Source organism: Mesorhizobium sp. M1A.F.Ca.IN.020.04.1.1, assembly GCF_003997315.1.
Lineage (GTDB): Bacteria > Pseudomonadota > Alphaproteobacteria > Rhizobiales > Rhizobiaceae > Mesorhizobium.
The window spans coordinates 17,448-32,748 of record NZ_RZSN01000052.1 but is presented as its reverse complement, the minus strand read 5'-3'; the positions used below and the strand labels follow the sequence as shown (position 1 = coordinate 32,748).

15 protein-coding genes are annotated in these 15,301 nt (G+C 64.5%); 8 read left to right on the top strand and 7 right to left on the bottom strand.

Annotated features, from left to right (window positions below):
* The first annotated feature begins 60 nt into the window (after positions 1-60).
* Entirely contained in the window at positions 61-825 is a 765-nt protein-coding gene (gene recO, locus EOA49_RS13375; RefSeq protein ID WP_067321116.1) for a DNA repair protein RecO, read from the top strand.
* Here the strand turns inward: recO and EOA49_RS13370 are convergent.
* Positions 822-1,286: an NUDIX domain-containing protein gene (locus tag EOA49_RS13370; RefSeq protein WP_127242325.1), complete on the bottom strand. Its 465-nt coding sequence runs from the start codon at positions 1,284-1,286 to the stop codon at positions 822-824. The two genes, recO and EOA49_RS13370, sit on opposite strands and share 4 nt — an antisense overlap.
* Before the next feature lie 246 nt (positions 1,287-1,532).
* Between EOA49_RS13370 and EOA49_RS13365 the strand changes: the two genes are divergently transcribed.
* Positions 1,533-4,286 carry a DUF2339 domain-containing protein gene (locus EOA49_RS13365; protein WP_127243185.1) on the top strand — a complete coding sequence of 918 codons (2,754 nt, stop codon included), beginning with the start codon at positions 1,533-1,535 and terminating at the stop codon, positions 4,284-4,286.
* A 3-nt stretch (positions 4,287-4,289) separates the two neighbouring features.
* Here EOA49_RS13365 and EOA49_RS13360 read toward each other — a convergent pair whose 3' ends face one another.
* Both EOA49_RS13360 and EOA49_RS13355 read right to left on the bottom strand, forming a co-directional pair.
* Positions 4,290-4,718, bottom strand: a complete 429-nt coding sequence (locus tag EOA49_RS13360) for a type II toxin-antitoxin system VapC family toxin (protein ID WP_066997437.1) — start codon at positions 4,716-4,718, stop codon at positions 4,290-4,292.
* A complete protein-coding gene (locus tag EOA49_RS13355) occupies positions 4,718-4,963 on the bottom strand; it encodes a type II toxin-antitoxin system VapB family antitoxin (protein WP_066997434.1) in 246 nt (81 codons plus the stop codon). Before EOA49_RS13355 ends, EOA49_RS13360 begins: the two co-directional genes overlap by 1 nt.
* A gap of 245 nt (positions 4,964-5,208) precedes the next feature.
* Here EOA49_RS13355 and EOA49_RS13350 point away from each other — a divergent pair, with 245 nt between their 5' ends.
* From EOA49_RS13350 to EOA49_RS13330, 5 genes are all read left to right on the top strand, one after another.
* Positions 5,209-5,727, top strand: coding sequence for an RNA polymerase sigma factor (locus EOA49_RS13350; RefSeq protein ID WP_066998131.1), 519 nt, complete (start codon positions 5,209-5,211; stop codon positions 5,725-5,727).
* On the top strand, positions 5,724-6,518 hold the full coding sequence (locus EOA49_RS13345) for an anti-sigma factor (protein ID WP_067321126.1): 795 nt from the start codon (positions 5,724-5,726) through the stop codon (positions 6,516-6,518). Before EOA49_RS13350 ends, EOA49_RS13345 begins: the two co-directional genes overlap by 4 nt.
* A 207-nt stretch (positions 6,519-6,725) precedes the next feature.
* Positions 6,726-7,823, top strand: coding sequence for a GNAT family N-acetyltransferase/peptidase C39 family protein (locus EOA49_RS13340; protein ID WP_127216107.1), 1,098 nt, complete (start codon positions 6,726-6,728; stop codon positions 7,821-7,823).
* A gap of 4 nt (positions 7,824-7,827) precedes the next feature.
* Positions 7,828-9,291 (top strand): RimK family protein, encoded by a 1,464-nt coding sequence (locus EOA49_RS13335; protein WP_067321133.1) that lies wholly within the window; start codon positions 7,828-7,830, stop codon positions 9,289-9,291.
* A 73-nt stretch (positions 9,292-9,364) separates the two neighbouring features.
* Positions 9,365-9,637, top strand: coding sequence for a DUF3303 family protein (locus EOA49_RS13330; protein ID WP_127216105.1), 273 nt, complete (start codon positions 9,365-9,367; stop codon positions 9,635-9,637).
* Positions 9,638-9,640: 3 nt separating this feature from the next.
* Here EOA49_RS13330 and EOA49_RS13325 read toward each other — a convergent pair whose 3' ends face one another.
* On the bottom strand, positions 9,641-10,555 hold the full coding sequence (locus EOA49_RS13325) for a LysR substrate-binding domain-containing protein (RefSeq protein ID WP_127242197.1): 915 nt from the start codon (positions 10,553-10,555) through the stop codon (positions 9,641-9,643).
* 108 nt (positions 10,556-10,663) lie between these two features.
* Here EOA49_RS13325 and EOA49_RS13320 point away from each other — a divergent pair, with 108 nt between their 5' ends.
* Positions 10,664-11,554: a fatty acid desaturase family protein gene (locus tag EOA49_RS13320; RefSeq protein WP_127242198.1), complete on the top strand. Its 891-nt coding sequence runs from the start codon at positions 10,664-10,666 to the stop codon at positions 11,552-11,554.
* Between the two features lie 13 nt (positions 11,555-11,567).
* Here the strand turns inward: EOA49_RS13320 and EOA49_RS13315 are convergent, their stop codons facing one another.
* The 3 genes from EOA49_RS13315 to EOA49_RS13305 all read right to left on the bottom strand — a co-directional run bounded on the left by EOA49_RS13315 (position 11,568) and on the right by EOA49_RS13305 (position 15,276).
* Complete coding sequence (locus tag EOA49_RS13315) at positions 11,568-13,709, bottom strand: EAL domain-containing protein (protein ID WP_095823674.1); 2,142 nt, start codon at positions 13,707-13,709, stop codon at positions 11,568-11,570.
* Positions 13,710-13,774: 65 nt separating this feature from the next.
* Positions 13,775-14,413, bottom strand: a complete 639-nt coding sequence (locus EOA49_RS13310) for an HD family hydrolase (RefSeq protein ID WP_095781517.1) — start codon at positions 14,411-14,413, stop codon at positions 13,775-13,777.
* On the bottom strand, positions 14,413-15,276 hold the full coding sequence (locus EOA49_RS13305; protein ID WP_127243184.1) for a folate-binding protein YgfZ: 864 nt from the start codon (positions 15,274-15,276) through the stop codon (positions 14,413-14,415). Before EOA49_RS13305 ends, EOA49_RS13310 begins: the two co-directional genes overlap by 1 nt.
* Positions 15,277-15,301 lie beyond the last annotated feature (25 nt).

The window sequence follows — 15,301 nt, the reverse complement described above, 5'->3', positions numbered from 1 at the left end:
GATTATGGGTCACGGGCCGCAATCTTGATTTCGCCGCCCAACAGGTGAAAAGCTCGACGTATGGAATGGCGCGACGAGGGAATCATTCTCGGCACCCGCAGGCATGGCGAAACCAGCGCCATCCTCGAGGTGATGACGCGCGCCCATGGCCGGCATCTCGGCCTGGTGCGGGGCGGCCGCTCGCGCAAGCAGCAGCCGGTGCTGCAGCCCGGCAATCGCGTCGACCTTTTGTGGCGGGCACGTCTCGACGAGCATCTCGGCATCTTCCAGGCCGAGGCGATCGAGATGAACGCCGCCCGGCTGATGGACAGCGCAGTCGCCGTCTACGGCCTGCAGACCATGGCCGCGCATCTCAGGCTTCTGCCCGAACGCGATGCCCATGGCGGCCTCTACGAGGCTCTTGCGGTGATGATCTCCCATCTGGGCGATGCCGATGCCGCGGGCGAGTTGGTGGCGCGCTTCGAATTGCTGATCCTGGATGAACTCGGCTTCGGCCTCGACCTCAGCCAGTGCGCGGCGACCGGATCACGGCAGGATCTCGCCTATGTCTCGCCGAAATCCGGACGCGCCGTCTCGCGCGCCGCGGGCGCGGCTTGGCACGACAAGATGCTGGCGCTGCCGGCCTTCCTGCAGCGCGGCACCGGCGTGCGCGCCGATGCCGCGGCGCTCGAGGACGCCTTCCGGCTGACCGGCTTCTTCTTCACTCGCCACGTCTATGAGCCGCGCGGCATCGAGCCGCCCGACGCCCGCGCTGGATTCCTCGCGGCGCTGCGCCGGCATCAGGTGGCGGTGAAGGTGATTGCCGCGAATGAGGCGAGGATCTAATCGGCTCGCCGTCGTTCCAGAAAATCGTCGAGGATGGGACGCTGGCCTTCCAGGATCTTGAGACTTGCCTCTGGGAGCGAGAACCAGCCGGCTTTGTCCACTTCGGGAAATTCCTTCATGGCGCCCGACCTTGGCGGCCATTCCATGGTGAACATGTTGCTCCTGACGGCATTCACATCGATGTCCGCTTCGACGCTCCAGGCGATCACGATTTTACCGCCCGGCTGCTTGTAGCTGCCGACTGGCTGGAAATCGCCGTCGATCGCGACGCCTAGCTCCTCCTCGGCCTCACGCCGAGCGGCCACGAGATCGTCCTCGCCATCGTCGATCAGCCCCTTCGGGATCGACCAGGCCCGTTCATCTTTCCTTGCCCAGAACGGTCCGCCGGGATGGACCAGCAGGAACTCGAACACACCGGCGGTTTGCTTGAAGATCAGCAGGCCCGCGCTTCGTTGCGGCATCGGTCATCCTCTTGTTAATTCCCGCTAGCGTTCGAGGATAGCACGAGTGGTCCGCGGCGAGCGGCCGGCAATTTGCGGCCCGAGCCTCAGCCGCTTCGACGTATCGCCGTTGGATAAAGCCTGCGGTCGCTGGCAATCGGCGCCGAAACATGCTCGATCTTGCAGGCCGGCAGGGCGCTGATTGGGTAGCCGTCTCATCGCCGCATTTGTCGGCCACGACTGGCACGGTTTTGAGGGGAAACCGCCATGTTTTTCGGCCTGATCGCCATTGCCGCCGTCATCGCTCTATTCGTTATCATTTCACGCCAGCAAACGCGCCTCGGACTGATCGAGCGCGAGCTTGGCGCGCTGCGCAGCTTGGTGCTTTCGGGCATCCCGCAGCCCGCGCCCCGGCCTGGCGAGGTCGCGGAAGCTGCTGCAGGCGAAGCTACCGCCGTGATTGCCGCAGCGGCCGCGCCGTCGGCAGGTGAAGCAGCCCCGCAGGCCACAGCCGCCGCGACGCCCGACGAACCAAAAGCCGAAGCGCCAGCCCAAGCGGGCGAGGGGAGTCCGTCCGAACCCGCCGGAGAGGGACAATTGACGCAACCTGCCGCGCCGGCCGAAGCGGCAGTACCTGCAAGGGCCGCCCGCGATGTCGAGACGGCCCTCGGCACGCGTTGGGCGGTCTGGGTCGGCGGCATCGCGCTGGCGCTGGGTGGCCTGTTCCTGATCCGCTACACGATCGAGGCCGGCATTTTCGGCCCCGGCGTGCGACTGACCATGGCCGGCGTTCTCGGTCTTGTGTTGCTTGCCGGCGCCGAGTTCATCCGCCGCACCGGCTTCCGGGTGCCGGTGCAGGGGGCTGCCGGCGCCTACATCCCGGCGATTCTGACGGGCGCTGGCGCCTTTATCCTGTTCGGCACCGTCTATGCAGCCTATGGCATCTACGGCTTTATCGGCCCGGCGCTCGCCTTCACGCTGCTCGGCGCGATCGGCGTCGCCACCATTGCCGTCTCGCTGGTCCACGGCCTGGCGCTGGCCGGCATCGGCCTCATCGGTGCCATGGTGACGCCGGCGCTCGTCGCCTCGGAGGCGCCGAACCCGTGGGCGCTGTTCGTCTATTTGGCGATCGTGCTTGCCGCCACGGCGGCTATCGCCCGCATCCGCGATTGGAAGGCGCTTGTGGCGGCAGCCTTTGCCGGCACCGGCATCTGGACCATCGTCTACATGACCAATGCACCGGAGGTGAATCTCTCGACGGTGCTGTTCATCAGCCTGGCCTCGCTTGCCGTGCTCGCCTTCGTCTGGCTAGCCGATTTCTTGACTGCTGGCCGCGACGACGCGGAGCCCGGCTTCGACTGGCCATCAATCGCGCCCGGCTTCTTCGTTGCGCTGACCGCGCTCGGGCTGTCGGTCGATCCGGTGTTTGCCAAGGCGGGTTATGCCTCGCACGGCGCGGTGCTGCTCGCCGCGCTGCTGGCAGTGGCGCTCTACCGGCCGCGCGCCTTGCCGCTCCTCTTCGCCGCCGGCCTGGCGACCGCGCTGATCTATCTCGGCATCATCCCGCCCGCCACCATCGGCGCCGATGCGCTGGATGTCGGCCTGGGCGCCGAGCCGCTGGCCGCATCCGACACGCTGACCTTCCGCCTCGGCATCGCGCTTGCCCTGGTCTTCGTCGCAGCCGGGTTCTGGGCCGCGCGCCGCTTTGCGGCTGCTGCGCCCATCCGCGCCGCGTCCTGGGCGGCCTGGGGTGTCATTGTGCCGCTGGTCGTGCTCACCGCGCTCTGGCTCACCTTCGGCGGCATCGACCGCGATTTTGGCTACGCGCTGCCGGCCCTGCTTCTGGTGCTCGTCTTTGCCGCCGGCGGCGAGTGGATCGCGCGTGCCGAGGAACCGCCGCTCCGCGGCGGCCCCGCCGTCTCCTTCGCGCTCGGCGGCGGCGGCGTCGCAGGCTTGTTGATGCTGCACATGGCCTTCGGCTCCGGCTGGACGACGGTGCTGCTCGGCGCCGCCGCCGTCGTGCCGGCGCTCGCGACGCGCTGGCGCAGCTTCCCGGTGCTGGGCTGGATCGCGGTCGGCGCGCCGGTCGCCGTGCTTGGTCGCGTCGCCTTCGATCCAACCATCGTGGGCCCGGCGGCACTGTCGAGGACGCCGGTCTTCAATTGGCTCTTGCCGGGCTATGGCGTTCCGGCGCTCGCCTTCGGCTTCGCCGCCTGGCAACTCGCGCGCACCACCAACGGACGGCCGCGTCTTGCCATGGAAGCGGCCTCGGCGCTGTTCGGTCTGCTCACCATTGCGATGCTGGTGCGCCATGCCATGCATGGCGGCGTCATCGACACCGGCCCCGTCACCCTTGCCGAGCAGGCGATCTACACGCTGATCGCGCTAGGCGCCGGCGCCATACTGGTCGCTATCGACCTGCGCTCGCCGAGCCCGGTGTTGCGCTATGGCTCGATGGCCGCCGGCGTGCTCTCGGTCGCCTTCATCCTCATCCGGCACTTCGTGGTGCTGAACCCGCTGCTGACGGATGAATCGACCGGCGCCGTCCCGTTCTTCAACCTGTTGTTGCTCGCCTATCTGCTGCCGGCGGTCGCAGCAGGAGCACTGGCGCTTTATGTCCGCGAGAGGCGCCCGAGATGGTATGCCGCGATGCTGGCGCTGGTCGCTTCGCTGCTCGCCTTCGCCTACGCCACGCTGTCGGTCCGGCGCCTGTTCAAGGGCGAGTTTATCGGCCTGTGGAGCGGCCTCGGCCAGCTTGAGACCTATACCTATTCGGCGCTCTGGCTGGTCATCGGCGTGGCGCTGCTGACCGCCGGCGTCTGGCTGAGGTCGCAGGTGCTGCGCATTGCCTCGGCCGTGCTCATAGCGGTCGCCGTGCTGAAGGTCTTCCTCTTCGACATGTCGGAGCTGGAAGGCGTGCTGCGCGCACTCTCCTTCATCGGTCTGGGCGCCGTGCTGATCGGCATCGGACTTTTCTATCAGCGTCTGCTGACAAGGGCGGCGAGGTTAGGAGCCGAATAAAGGTCAGGCCAGATCGGTCTGCGAGAAGTCGTTGCCTTTGTAGAGCAGAGGTACGCGATAGGCTTTGGCGCATGCGTAGCTGAAGCAGTCGCCGAAATTCAGTTTGGCTGGGTGGCCCACATATCGACCATAATCTTGCGCGGCCCTTACAGCGAGTTCTCGGATCCGCGTGTCCAGCGGGACCTCAACGGCCTTGAGTTCGGCCAGGAAACCCAAGACGATCATTTGACATCGTTCGATCAGGGCGGGTGGCGTCGGAAGCTGGTCGCCGTTTTCCGCTACGGATTTCCTGCGAGCTATCCCAACAATCGCCTCGAATGCGGAACTCGGCGAGAAATAAAGCTTCTCGGCGGCTTCCATTTTCCTAAGAAGGCGGTTCGCACCCGGCTCTTCCGATATGATAGCGATGATAGCGGAAGCATCGAGAAACATCAGAGGTCATCCCATCCTTCGTCCATGAATTTCTTCATGTCGAAGTCCAGGTCGTCCGGACCGAGCGCCCTCGCTGCGTCCTGATACTTTCTAATGCGCTCGCTTAGTGGGAGGACGGCATGTGCCCGTTCGAGCTCACGCTTGAGCGCGATCCGCACGGCTTCAGTCTTCGTGGGCGCCTTGATCGCGGACTGCAGCTGACGAGCCAGCGCGTCAACCTCGTCATCGCGGATATACAAAGACATTGTCGAATTCCTCCGGCGTATATTCTAAGATGAATATGCAAGATATTCAATGACGAATATACAATGGCAAGAACCGGTATTCAACCTTGGTTCCGGTTCCGCTCGCGCCGGGAATAAACCGGCATCCGCCGGCGTTATCCAGGTGCTTGGGTACCGGAGCGGGTGGTCCGCTTCGTGCTGGCTGCTTGCGCCGCGCCGGGAAGGCGCGTTCAATCGAATGGAAGACGACGACGAAACAAGCGGTCATGGACGACAAGAAGGCAGCGATCCTGAGCGAGATACCGCGTCTGCGCCGCTACGCGCGCTCGTTGCTGCGCGACCGCGATTCCGCCGACGATCTCGTCCAGGACTGCCTCGAGCGGGCGCTTGTGCGGCTCGACAACTGGCAAACTGGAGAAAGCCCCAGGAGGTGGCTGTTTACGATCATGCATCATCTGTTCATCGACCAGATGCGCAAGGTTAACCGGCGAGGCGAGGCGGCAATGTTGCCTCTGGAAGCCGGCGAAGCCCAGGCCGCGCCCGCCGATCAGGTCGAAAGCATAGCCTCGCGCGAGATCATGGATGCCCTGCAGGCGATCGGCCCCGATCGGCGCGCGGCATTGGTCATGGTCGCTATCGAAGGCTTTTCCTATGCCGAGGCCGCCAACATCCTGGGTGTGCCGGCCGGCACGCTGATGTCGCGCATCGCGCGCGGCCGCGAGGAACTGCGCGGCCTGCTGGACGACTCCTCGCGCCGCCGCTCGATAAGGATCGTCGAGCGATGACCCGGCGCGATTTCACCGAACGCGATATCCACATGGCCCTCGATGGCGAGCTGCCGGGCGAGGAGCGCATGGCCTATGACGCCTGGCTCGAAGCCAATCCCGAAATGAAGGCGAAGAGCGCCCGTTACATAGCCGACCGTGCGGCGCTCCGCGCCGCCCTGGCCGGCGTGATGGACGAACCGGTGCCGGCAAGGCTACGGCACGCGGTGCTTGGCGAAGCGCCGGCGCGGACGCCTGCCTGGCGCTCGCGCTGGTGGCTTTCGGCGGCGGCGGCAGCCGTGCTGATGGTCGGCGGGTTCGGTGGCTATCTCGCCGGCATCGACGGCATTGGCCGCAGCGGTGAGAGCGACGATCAACTCGCGGAGCAGGCGATTTCCGCCCATCTCATCTACGCCGCCGAGAAGCGTCACGCGGTTGAGGTGCCGGCAAGCGACAAGGACCATCTGCAGACCTGGCTGTCCAACCGGGTAGGGCTGAAGCTGGTGGCGCCCGATCTCGCGGCCGAGGGCTTCGCACTCGTCGGCGGCCGGCTGTTGCCGGCGGGCGAGCGTGGCAAGGCCGCGATGTTGCTTTACGAGGACGCCAAGGGCGAGCGCATCTCGCTCTTCGTCACCGCCGAATCATCGCAGACCACCAAGGGAACCTATACGGCCGAGGCTGACGGTCCGGAAGCGGTGTATTGGCTGGACAAGGGCTATGGCTGCGCCGTCGTCGGCACATTGCCGCCGGAGCGTCTGTCGGAGGTCGCCAAGAGCGCCTATGGCCAGCTTCTGGCCGGTATTTCGAGCTGAGGAGGCGGCTGTTTTCAACGGCCTACGCTGTTTCGAATTAGTGGTTCAGTTCAAAGCCGTGGTGCTTTTCTGCCGCCGCGGAACCTGTCACAATTCGGCCCTAATCAAGGAGCGATAGCGCTTGATGAAGACCGGCGCTTCGGCCGGGGTGCTGCTTTTGACCGGGGCCGTTTCCTTTAATCCAATCGAGGTTCTCCCAAACCCCGCATGCCTGCCGAGATCCGCAAGGCCCGCGCGTCGGACGTCGATGACCTCGCCGCCATCGAGAAGGCTGTTTTCTCAAGCGATCGCCTGTCGCGCCGCTCTTTTCGCCAGTTGATCGAGCGTGAGACCGCCGAGATGCTGGTGGCCGAGAATGACGGCCATGTCGCCGGCTACGCGGTGGTCTTGTTTCGCAAGGGCAGCGGCGTGGCCCGGCTCTATTCCATCGCCGTCGGTCCGTTCTTCGGCAATCTCGGCATCGGCCGCCAACTGCTGGCCGCGGCCGAAGAGGCGGCTTATGAACACGATCGCATGATGCTGCGGCTCGAGGTTCGCGAGGACAATCAGCGCGCCATCGGCATCTACGAGCAGGCAGGCTACCGAAAAATCGGCCGCGAGCCCGACTATTACGAGGACGGCGCCACCGCGCTGCGTTACGAAAAGACGCTGCGCGGCGATGTCCCGACCAGCACCGGGGTGCCGTTTTACCAGCAGACCTGCGAGTTCACCTGCGGTCCGTGCTGCCTGATGATGGCAATGGCCAATTTCGATTCCGGCTTCGTGCCCGATCCGGTCATGGAAATACGCCTGTGGCGCGAGGCGACCACGGTATTCATGATGTCGGGGCCGGGCGGCTGCGAGCCTTTCGGCCTGGCGGTTGCCGGCTATGAAAGCGGGCTTGCCGCCGAGATCTTCGTATCCTTTCACGGCGCGCTGTTCCTGCAGTCGGTGCGCAGCGAGGAAAAGCGCCGGGTGATGGAGCTCGCCCAGGTCGACTTCCGCCGGCGCGCGGAACTTTACGGCATCCCGGTGAATTACCGTCCGTTCGGCATCGACGACATCCGCGCCGCCCTTGCCGAGGGCAAGCTGGTGCTGGTGTTGATCAGCGGCTTCCTGATGTTCGGCAAGAAGGTGCCGCATTGGGTGCTGGCCATCGGCGACGACGGCGACCATATCCTCATCCACGATCCTTGGGTCGAAGACGAAAGGCAGGAAACCATCCTCGACGCCGCCAACATTCCCGTGCCCTATGGCATCTTCATGAACATGGCTCAGTTCGGCCGCGACGGGTTGCGCGCCGCCATCAACCTGGGAAAACGCTGACACAATGACCTGGGTCATCCTTACAGGCAGGCAGAACGATCTCGACCAGGTGGCGACGCCGCACAAGATCATCACCAACCGCGACTATCTCGCGCATCCGGCGCTGTTTCGCGGCCAGCGCCCTAAGGTGATCAACCTGTCGAACAACTACGGCTATCAGAGCCGCGGCTATTATGCCTCGCTGCTCGCCGGATCGCGCGGCCACAAAGTGATCCCGACCGTCGAGACCATGATCGATCTGTCGGAGCGCAAGCTCTATGAGCATGCGCTGCCGGAACTCGAGCTCGCGCTCAACAAATGCCGCAAGGATCTCGACGGAACCTTTCCGACGAAGGTCGCCGTCTTTTTCGGCATCGGGCCCTCGAAAGTTTGGGACCGGTTCACCAAGCTCTTGTTCGACTGGTTTCGCGCGCCGGCGCTCGAGGTCCACATCAAGGACAGCGCCGAATGGGCTTCGATCCGCAAGATCGGCTTCCTGCCGCTCGCGCGCATGAGCGAGGAGCAGGAAGAAGTCTTCCTGCAATGCCTGGAGACCTACACCAACCGCGAGTGGCGCGACACCAAGGGGCGCACGCCGGCGCGCTACACGTTCGCGACGCTCGTCGATCCGCATGAGGAATTGCCGCCTTCGGAGATTTCGTCCCTGCGCTACTGGGCGAGGATCGCGGAGAAGATGGGCGTCGAGGTCGAGCCGATCACCAGGAAGGATTTGGCCAAGCTCGCCAATTACGACGCGCTGTTCATCCGCGAGACGACATCCATCTCCAACCACACCTACCGTTTCGCGCGCCGCGCCCAGCAGGAGGGCATGCCGGTGATCGACGACCCGCTGTCGATGATCCGCTGCACCAACAAGGTCTATCTCAACGAGCTGATGACCTACAACAAGGTGCCGGTACCGCCGACGGTGATGATTGCCGGCACCTCCGATCTGGAGCTCGCCGCCCAGACGCTGGGCTTTCCGCTGGTGCTGAAAATCCCGGACTCATCCTTCTCGCGCGGGGTCAAGAAATGCGAGAACCTTGCCGATCTGACAAAGCTGGCGACCGAGTGGCTGGAGGATTCCGACCTCCTCATCGCGCAGAAATTCATCCCCACCGAATATGATTGGCGCGTCGGCGTGCTCGGCGGCCAACCGCTGTTTGCCGTGCATTACCTGATGGCCAAAAAACACTGGCAGATCGTCAACCACAAGGCCAACGGCAAGCCCGATCAGGGCGGCATCAAGACCTTCACGCTGAAGCAGACGCCGCCGCACGTGGTCGAGACGGCGGTCAAGGCGGCGCGCTGCATCGGCGACGGGCTCTACGGCGTCGACCTCAAGGAAACCAAGGACGGCGTCTTCGTCATCGAGGTCAACGATAACCCCAATCTCGACCATGGCTGGGAGGATTCCGGCGAGAAGGACGAGCTCTGGGTGCGGCTTACGCAATGGTTCCTGGAGCGGCTGGAGCGCACTGGTCGCTAAAGCATTTTGCCTCCGGACGGGATCGCCTGGCGTCGCAGAATCCGGCCAAGACAATCAACTGAATGGGGGCAAGATGCTGTTTTTCGTTGTCGAGGATTTTCGCGGCTGCGACCGCAAGGAAATCTACCGGCGGTTCCGCAATCGGGGCCGGCTGAAACCGGACGCGCTTGTCGTTCACCATAGCTGGATCGCAGGCGACATGAGCCGCTGCTTCCTGCTTGTCGAGGCCGATGACGTCACGCTGCTGCAGCGTTGGGTCATCGAATGGGCCGATCTGGTGGAGTTCGAGATCGTTCCGGTAGCCACCAGCAAGGACATGGTCGCGGCCCTGGCCGGGCATCTCTGACTGCTAGGCACCGAGCGCCGGCGAGCTGACCGCGCGCACGCATTCCGCGATCAGCCACTCGCGAAACGCCGCCACCACATCGCGCCTTGCGCTGCGTTCAGGGATCGTCAGGCAATAAGGCTGGCGCAATTCCAGCGCTCGGGCAACCGGCCGGACCAGCCTGCCGTCTTCCAGCGCCCGGGCGCAGTAGATGCCTTGCGCCAGCGCCACGCCCAATCCCGACATGGCGAGATCGAGTGCGGCCCGCGACGAGTTGGCCGAAAGCCCGCGCTGGGCCGACCGGCCCGGCGCGATGCCCCCCGCCTCGAGCCAGTTGCGCCAGGACGGAAAGGCAGCACCGGTCGGGCCCCAGTCGGTGTGGATCAACGGCAGGCCGGCGAGAGTTTCCGGCTTGGCTGCGCCGGCAAGGCTGGGCGCGCAGACGGGATAGACCGCATCCCGGGCGATCTCCTCGGTCGGATGCTCGCGATAGTGCCGGCCGTAGGATAGCCGGATGTCGACCATCTCATGGTTGAACGGCACAGGGTCGTCCTCGCCTCTCAGCGAAATATCCGCGGCGCCGTGGCTGGCGACAAAGCCGGCGAGGCGTTCGGAAAGCCAGCCCATCGCCATCGAAGGCGGCACCGAGATGACGAGCCTCGGCCGGAACGCATCGCCGCCTACATCCCGCGCGACGCTGCCGATTTCCTGGAAGGCCATGGTAAGCCTCGGCAACATCTCGACGCCGGCTTCGGTGAGCAGGACGCGCCGGTTGACGCGGTGGAACAACTTGCGGCCCATCTGTTCTTCCACGGTGCGGATGAGCTGGCTGACCGCCGCCGCCGAAATCGACAGCTCTTCCGCCGCTGCGGCAAAGCTGCCGCTGCGCGCCGCCGCCTCGAAGGCTTGAAGTCCGCGCAGGGAGGGAAGTGCGACCATGGCGACCCGAAAAGATAAGCTAAGCTTATCTATTTTGCAGAATTCCTCGTTTTTCGAAAGCTTTCTTTCTGCAGTACGGTAGCGCTCATGAGCGCCATCGACCACACCATCGACCACCGCGACGTCATCGCCTCGCTGACCAATGAGGAGCGCAGCCGGCTGACCTGCAAGTCCGATCTGCCGGGCATCATCCAATTCGTCGTTCATCTCGGCGCCATCGTCGCTCTCGGCGCGCTGATCGCGGCCAAGGTGCCGTACTGGCCGGTTCTGATGCTGCCGCAGGGCATCCTGATCGTGTTCCTGTTCACGCTGCTGCATGAGACCGTGCATAGGACGGCCTTCGAAACGCAGTGGCTGAACGATGCCGTCGCGCGGCTCTGCAGCCTGGCGATCGCGCTGCCGGCCGACTGGTTCCGCTATTTCCATTTCGCCCATCATCGCTTCACTCAGGACCCGCAGAACGATCCGGAGCTGGCTTTCCCGAAGCCCGAGACCTTGCGACAGTACATCGTCCATGTGTCTGGCCTGCCGGTGTGGTGGGGTCATTTCAAGACGCTCTACAGAAATGCCAGCGGCCGCTGCCGGGACAGCTATGTGCCGTCGAAAGGCTTGCCGAAAGTCCAGGCCGAAGCGCGGGCGATGATCGCCTTCTACCTCGTCGTGCTGACGCTTGCGATCTCGCTCAAGGCGACAGTGCTCCTCTACATCTGGCTCGTACCGGCGCTGCTCGGGCAGCCCTTTCTCAGGCTTTATCTGTTGGCCGAGCATGGCCGCTGCCCCTTCGTCGCCAATATGCTGGAAAACACCAGGACGACGCTGACCAACTGGCTCGTGCGCAAGCTCGCCTGGAACATGCCCTACCATGCCGAGCACCACGCCTATCCGGGTGTGCCGTTCCATCAATTGCCGGCTTTTCATCGGCTGATCGCGCGGCATCTCAAAGTGGTAGAACCCGGCTATGTGAGCTTCCACGAGAAATATTTCGAGACGCTGCGCTGACCGGTGCCTGGCATCAACCGGATCGGCGAAGCTTTTCCTGCGAGCGCAGCAGGCGGCTCATCTCCGAGGCCCTGGCCGGCGCGCCGATCAGAAAACCTTGCGCCTCGCCGCAGCCGGCCTTGCGCAGCATGTCGAGCTGCGCTTCGGCCTCGACGCCTTCGGCGGTGACGGTGATGCCGAGCTCGGCGCCGAGCCCGATAACCGTGCGCACGATCGCCGCCGTGTCGCGCTTGTCGAGATCGTGGATGAAGGAGCGGTCGATCTTGATCTTGTCGACCGGGAAGCGCCGCAGATAACCGAGCGAAGAATAGCCGGTGCCGAAATCGTCGAGCGCGATGCGCACGCCGAGCCCGCGCAATTGCCCGAGCGTCCTCAGCACGCTGTCGCTCTCGTCCATCATCACCGTTTCGGTGATTTCGAGTTCCAGCCGGCTTGCTGGCAGGCCGGAAAAGGCGAGCGCCGCAATCACGCTGCGGGCGAAGCCGCCGCTCTTGATCTGGGCCGCCGAGACGTTGACCGCCATGCGCACGTCCTGCGGCCAGCCCGCCGCCACGCCGCAGGCCTTGCGCAGCGCCCAGTCGCCGAGTTGCACGATCAGCCCGGTTTCTTCGGCCGCGGCGATGAAGTCTTGCGGCGGCACCAGCCCGCGCGACGGCGAGCGCCAGCGCATCAGCGCTTCGGCGCCGACGATCTCGCCGGAGGCGATGTCGAGAATCGGCTGGAAATCCAGTTCGAACTCGCGCCTCGGGAGTGCAGCCTCGAGGTCGGCCTCGAGCGCCAGGCGCTCCCGCACCATGGCATCCATGCCCGGCTCGAAGAAACGGTAGATGTTGCGCCCCTCGCTCTTGCCCCGGTAGAGCGCCATGTCGGCATTGGTGAGCAGCGTATCCGCATCCTGCCCGTCGCTGGGATAAAGCGCGATGCCGAGGCTCACCCCGACATGCATTTCGCGGCCCTTGTCGCGATAAGGCTTGCCGATCACCTCGATAATGCGCTTGGCCAGCTTTTCGGCGTCGACCGCGTTTCTGATATTGGATTGAATGATGGCGAATTCGTCGCCGCCGAAACGCGCCACCACGTCCTTGTCGCTGCGCAGGCAGCGCTGCAGGCGCTCGGCCACCCTTTTCAGCAGCCAGTCGCCGGCCGGATGCCCGAACGTATCGTTGACGGCCTTGAAGCGGTCGAGGTCGAGCGAGAAGATCGCCACCGGCGCGGCCTTGGCCTCGCTCAATGCCTGGTCCAGGCGCTCGCGGAACATCGAGCGGTTGGGCAGGTTGGTCAGCGTGTCGTGATGCGCAAGATGCGTCATGCGCTCTTCGGCGCGGCGACGCTCGGTAACATCGTCGAAGGTCACGACCCAGCCGCCGCCGCTCATCGGCTGCCGAACCACCAGAAAAGTCCTGCCGTCGGCAAGATAGCGGTAAGCCGACTGCATTTTCCCTGCTCGCAGGCAGGCTTCGGTCCTGGTGACTTCGCTGTCGACGTCGATCTTGGTGTAGATGCCGAGCTCCAGCAGTCGTTTGAGCGCGTCGCGGTGTGTCGTTCCAAAAGGGAAATCTGTCGCGGCGACTTTGTAGAGCTCGAGAAAGCGCTGATTGCGCACGATCATCTTGCCGTCGGCGTCATACATCAGCAGGCCTTGCGACATGTTGGCCAAAGCGGCGTCGAAGCGGCGATGCTGCTCCTTCAGTTCCTCTTCGGAGCGCCGCTGCACGGTCACGTCCTCGTAGATCGACACCCAGCCGCCGGAGGCCAGCGGCCGATGCGAGATGACGATGATGCGCCCGTCCGCCAGCGTCTCCTCATACGTCGAGGGCTTGGCGCCGTCGATATAGGGTTTGCGGACGGCGTAGAGCTGCTCGGCGGTTTGCGAGGCGATGCCGATTTCGACGCTGTGCTGCAAGATGTCGAAGAAGCGAATGCCGGGCTTCGTGACTTTGGCGTCGAGGCGGAAGAGGTCGATGTAGTTTCGGTTGCAGATGATCATGCGCTCGTCGGCGTCGAACATGCACAGGCCATGCGACATGTTCTCGACGGCGGCCGAAAAGCGCTCGTTTTGTGCGCGAAGTTCCTCCGCTATTCGTCGAACCGGGCCAATACCGGTTGCCTTCCGCCTGACTGCGGCCGAACCAGCCTTGACATGAGCAACGGGCATGAACGCGCCTGCCGACCGTGACTGAACAGTTTACTGTCGTGGCCGCCGGTTAATTTAGCGTTCTTTTATTTGACGGAATTGGCAGCGAGAAAAGGCTGGCGTTTAGCTTCCAGCGCCGCGAATCGTTTCAGAAATGCCGCCTGCGCCCAGGTCACCGAGCGTGGAGTGAAGTCGAAATGGTCGGCGGAAAAGCTGCGCGGCCGGCCGAAATACTCCGTCGCCTCCGCGGTCGAGAAGCCGGCAAGCAGCGTCGCTTCGTAATAGGCGGCGATCTGGTCGGCGCGCTTGATGTCCTTGCGCAAGGTGGAACCGAGCTCGGCCGGCAGCGAGAAACGTTGATGGATGGCGCGCTGCAGCCTGAGCTCGCAGTCCTTGTAGGAGCCGCCCATCACCGATTTGAAGGGGGAGATCATGTCGCCGATGACATATTCGGGCGCGTCGTGCAGCAGCGCCGCGAGCCGCGCCTCGGCGGAGGCGGCCGGCACCAGCTCACCATAGAGTGCCTCGACCAGCAGCGAATGCTGAGCCACCGAAAAGGCGTGCTCGCCGCTGGTCTGGCCGTTCCAGCGGGCGACGCGGGCGAGGCCATGCGCGATGTCGGCGATCTCGATGTCGAGCGGCGAGGGGTCGAGCAGGTCGAGCCGCCGGCCGGACAGCATGCGCTGCCAGGCGCGCGGCGGCGCTCCCGCCCTGTCGGCCGCCATCAGGCCTCCTCCTCGCTGACGGTGTCTTGCGGGAAGGAGAATTTCGCCCAGCCCGGGATGGCGAGCGTCACCGGGACGTCGCCGGCCATGATCGGGTCGCGGGCATCGAGCGCTGCCTTGACGCGGTCGATGCGGGCAATGACGAGGCCGCGTCCGCCGCTTACCGAACCCAGCGTTCCGACCGGGCGGCCTGCGACGGTGAGCTCGGTACCGGACGCAGGCAGGGAACCCCCGGCTGTGGCGATCAGCACGCGGCGTCGCGCGGTGCCGCGATGCTGCATGCGCGAGACGACTTCCTGGCCGACATAGCAGCCTTTCTTGAAGCCGACGCCGCCGGTCTCGTCGAGGAGAACGTCATGTGGGAAAGCGTCACCGAGCTGATAATCGCTGCCGCTTTCGGCGATGCCGTTGGCGATACGCAGGGCCCGCCATGCGCCGGCATCGCCGCTGTCCTGAACTGCGCCGTCATATGTGCGCCTGACCTCCACCTCGCGGAAGCGCGTGTCGGCGAGCGAAGTTGAATCGGCAAATGAGGCGGTTGAATCATCATCCCACGCAACCGTGACAAGCGCCTGATCCTGCTTGGCAATCTCGGCCTTTGCCCTCAGCCGGTAAAGCATCAGCCGGCGCACGAAGTCATCGGCTATGTCGGTCCGGCATTCCAGCCGGAAGCCGTTCTCGCCGGCGCGAGAGATGAGAAAATCGAACAGGATCTTGCCTTGCGGCGAAAGCAGCGCGCCAGGCTTTGCCTCGCCGGCGCCGAGCGCATCGAGATCGGTGGTGAGGATGTTTTGCAAAAAATGTTCGGCATCCTGGCCTGACACGGAAATGAGCGCGCGGTCTTTCAGCAGGGCAAAGGGCATGGGCGTGAAGTCGGCCTGATCTTGC

Coding starts and splice junctions, on each gene's coding strand:
- EOA49_RS13305 (WP_127243184.1), bottom strand. CDS start 15,276: ATGCCCTTTGCCCTGCTGAAAGACCGCGCGCTCATTTCCGTGTCAGGC.
- EOA49_RS13340 (WP_127216107.1), top strand. CDS start 6,726: ATGCCTGCCGAGATCCGCAAGGCCCGCGCGTCGGACGTCGATGACCTC.
- EOA49_RS13350 (WP_066998131.1), top strand. CDS start 5,209: ATGGACGACAAGAAGGCAGCGATCCTGAGCGAGATACCGCGTCTGCGC.
- EOA49_RS13335 (WP_067321133.1), top strand. CDS start 7,828: ATGACCTGGGTCATCCTTACAGGCAGGCAGAACGATCTCGACCAGGTG.
- recO (WP_067321116.1), top strand. CDS start 61: ATGGAATGGCGCGACGAGGGAATCATTCTCGGCACCCGCAGGCATGGC.
- EOA49_RS13355 (WP_066997434.1), bottom strand. CDS start 4,963: ATGTCTTTGTATATCCGCGATGACGAGGTTGACGCGCTGGCTCGTCAG.
- EOA49_RS13345 (WP_067321126.1), top strand. CDS start 5,724: ATGACCCGGCGCGATTTCACCGAACGCGATATCCACATGGCCCTCGAT.
- EOA49_RS13365 (WP_127243185.1), top strand. CDS start 1,533: ATGTTTTTCGGCCTGATCGCCATTGCCGCCGTCATCGCTCTATTCGTT.
- EOA49_RS13325 (WP_127242197.1), bottom strand. CDS start 10,555: ATGGTCGCACTTCCCTCCCTGCGCGGACTTCAAGCCTTCGAGGCGGCG.
- EOA49_RS13330 (WP_127216105.1), top strand. CDS start 9,365: ATGCTGTTTTTCGTTGTCGAGGATTTTCGCGGCTGCGACCGCAAGGAA.
- EOA49_RS13315 (WP_095823674.1), bottom strand. CDS start 13,709: ATGCCCGTTGCTCATGTCAAGGCTGGTTCGGCCGCAGTCAGGCGGAAG.
- EOA49_RS13370 (WP_127242325.1), bottom strand. CDS start 1,286: ATGCCGCAACGAAGCGCGGGCCTGCTGATCTTCAAGCAAACCGCCGGT.
- EOA49_RS13310 (WP_095781517.1), bottom strand. CDS start 14,413: ATGGCGGCCGACAGGGCGGGAGCGCCGCCGCGCGCCTGGCAGCGCATG.
- EOA49_RS13360 (WP_066997437.1), bottom strand. CDS start 4,718: ATGTTTCTCGATGCTTCCGCTATCATCGCTATCATATCGGAAGAGCCG.